Genomic DNA, 3269 nt, shown 5'->3' on the forward strand with positions numbered 1-3269 from the left:
CGACGACATCCTCCGGCTTGTGCCGCTTCGTTCCCATCTGTCCGTCCTCGTCCTGGCCCGAAAGCCATACCTCAGGGCGGACCACTTCACTGGGGGCGGATCAGGGTAGCTTGCCAAGTAACGAGCGCGCTCCCACAAATCAATACCATGGCCGTTTGGCAGTGTCGAAGCGATAGCTTTCGCTTCATCATCGCTTTGCGCCGAGATCGTGCGGCTCTCCCCCACTCTCCCATCTGCGCGGAGGCTGAACACACGATACACCCGTGGCCCCGGATCAGGCTCATCGATAGTGGTTGGCGAACCTGACACGCTATAATCTGTCCAGTGCGGGCAGGACCACGTAGATGATCACTGCCAGGATTGCAGACGCCCACGCCAGCGGATCGGGGGTCAAGTGGCACCGGCGCGGGCGTCATCGGACAGTGCCGACGAGATCGATTTTTCACAATCTGGTTCACCGAGCATCCGGGAAAAACACGTAGATCCGAATATTGGCCAAGAATTATTTCAAATTTTCGTTAGATGTAATACGGCGATTATGTCGGAAACTATATTATTGACAATTAGTATTGACGCAATTGCAGCCCCTATTAAATGATCGAGCCGCTCTTGTCGTGAGATGTTTGAAATCGATGGTGATCGTCTGTCGCTTGGCTGAATCCTCGGCCGATTTCTACCAAGCTGGTCGATCTCCTGTGCGGTTTTGAGGTTGGGTTGCGTAGATAGCTTGATACTCCACCACAGGTTGCATACCCTCCGATTATGCGCATTACATCCACCGTTGTCCTAGGCTCTGTGTTGGCCTCAGTTGGGTCAGCCGTAGCCCTTGCCTCTGTGCTGTTTCCAGTGGAGCCAGCTCCCTTGGCCCCGGCGTGTACTGAAAGTGCCGGGACCGTATATTGCGCCAATGGTTTTGCGGGATTTCGTGGGCCCTCAGGGAACCTTTGGATTAGCAGAGGTCGCCGAGGGACCATGATCGTCAACATGAATGTCAATCAGCAGGATTAGCAACTATCCAAGACCAAGCAAGATCGTGGTAGTTCCACTAGTGATCTGGAGTGGTGAGCCCCCCTCAGCCGAAGTTGCCGAACGGCGGATGAACGGCTGCTTTGGCGAAGCGCTGGGCGCCATCCCGGTGGCCGGGTTGGGTCGGTAGGAGGCCGTCTGGTTTTCCAGCCGGCCTTCTCCGAAGCGGTCATTCCGCTTTCGGCCAACATCTGACGGGACGAATCGGTCGTTTGAACGTCTAAGATGGGTGGAAATGCGACTTTCTGCTTTTGGGCCGCAAACGCCAGAAGGCGGGCGGCTCTAAGCGTATTGCCACCTCTTCTGACAAGCACGAACACCAAGCCTCTACCCGGCGACAACCGTCGGCTTCGTCACGCTCGGCAGACCTTTAGGACGCTCGTCGCACGTTCCAGAACACAGACAGGTTCTTGACCACGTCCTGGAGATCGTCCCGATAGGCAGTTCGGCTGAGATACTGCCCAAGAGGCAGGTAGGGCACCTCCTGCATCGCCAGCGCTTGGATGTCGTGGGCGATCTTCCTGCGACCGTCCTCGTCCAGCGCCTCGATCCATGCCCCACGCATCGCCTCGATTTGCGGAAGATCGGGCCAGCCGAAGAAGCCCGTCTGCACGCCGCCGCAGCGCAGTACCTGCTCCACCGCTGGGTTCAGCATGTCGAAGCCGGACCAGTCGGTGCAGAAGATGTTCCAGCCGCCCTGGTCCGGAGGTGCCTTGTTGGCCCGGCGGGTGACCATGCTCCCCCAGTCCGAAACGGCGTGCTGCACGTCCATGCCGAGGCGCTGGAGCAGGTCGTTCATCACATCGCCCATCGCGGCCAGCCGCGGCAGGTCGCCCGCCGCTAACAGGACAACACGCTCCCCCTTGTACCCGGTCGCGATCAGATCCCGCTTCGACCGCTCCAGATCGCGCGGACGTGTAAGTGCGTCGAGGCCTACATCGGAGGCCATCGCCGTGTCAGGGGCGAACAGACCGACGCCGGTACGGATCAGGTTCGGATCCGTGCCGTTGATCGCGATCATGAAGTCCTCTTGCGAGAGTGCCTCCAGCAGCACGCGGCGAACCGCAGGCTTATCAAAGGGCGGGTGCAGATGGTTCATCACCCCGGTGCCCATCGTGCCCAGCCGGCCCGAGAGCGGCGTGACGATCCCGCGGTCGGCTCCCAGTGTCGGAAGCAGGTCGTTGATCGGGTTCTCCCACCAGTCGACCTCGCCGTTCTTGAGCGCGGCTGCGGCCGTGCTGGGATCGGGCATGGTCGTCCACTCGACCCGGTCGAAATGCACCCGCTTCGGCCCGGCAACTCCAGAGACCTCTCCGTCCGCACGTGGCACGTAGTCCGGGTTGCGGTCGTAGACGACGCGGGCGCCGATGATGCGCTCGCGGGCGTTGAACCGGAACGGGCCTGAACCGACGACCTCGGGAAGCTGCTGCTTGGGATCGAGGACAGCCAGCCGCTCGGGCAGGATCAGGAGCGCCGGGGGACCGAGCTTCGACAAGGTCGCCAGCATCAGACCGTAGGGCCGGTTGAGGCGGATGGTGAAGCTGCGATCGTCGAGGGCTTCCATCGCGTCGGTGCGTGCCAACAGCAATTGGCCCAGGTTGTCGCGAGGGGCCCACCGCCGGATCGAGGCGACGCAGTCGCGCCCGCGCACCGGCTCGCCGTCGTGGAACCTGAGACCCTCCCGCAGGCGGAAGGTCCAGCGCTTCCCGTCATCCTCCACCGTGTGGCCCTCGACCATCTGCGGCTGAGGCCGGAGATCGCCGTCGATCGCGAAGAGCTGGTCGAACACCAGCAGCGCGTGATTGCGCGTGACGTAGGCGCTCGTCGTGAGGGGGTCGAGGATCGTGACATCCGCCTGCGGCACGAAGCGCAGGGTCCGCTGGCGAGCGCCTTGCGCGAGCGCGGGTCGGGCGGGGAGGAACGAGGCAGCGCCTACCGCGGCAGCGGCCCCAAGAAACCTTCGACGCAGCATAGCCTGAGGCCTCGACAGATGCGTTGGAAGCGACCTGCCGTCCCAGCCGAGCAGGCGGTACTTCCCGTCGCGCACCTTATCATGCTGAAGCGGCTTTGGGCTGCACCACGTTCCTTTACGCCGAGTTTGAACATCGGTCGCTTTGTCTTGTGTGGATGGCTCCCGCATTGCAAGTGGCGAATTGAGCTTCTGACGCGTTGGTCGGGTGCAGTCTTGTGTCCGGCCTGTTGATGCAGTCGTTCATGTTGACCGCTGGCCCTGATGGTATCCG

Annotated in this window: 1 protein-coding gene; it reads right to left on the minus strand. The window is 61.7% G+C overall.

Annotation, left to right across the window (positions count from 1 at the left end; translation table 11 throughout):
* Nucleotides 1-1396: 1396 nt before the first annotated feature.
* On the minus strand, nucleotides 1397-2890 hold the full coding sequence (locus tag ASG32_RS30965; RefSeq protein ID WP_348271906.1) for an ABC transporter substrate-binding protein: 1494 nt from the start codon (nucleotides 2888-2890) through the stop codon (nucleotides 1397-1399).
* Nucleotides 2891-3269 lie beyond the last annotated feature (379 nt).

This window comes from Methylobacterium sp. Leaf361 (assembly GCF_001424445.1).
GTDB lineage: Bacteria > Pseudomonadota > Alphaproteobacteria > Rhizobiales > Beijerinckiaceae > Methylobacterium.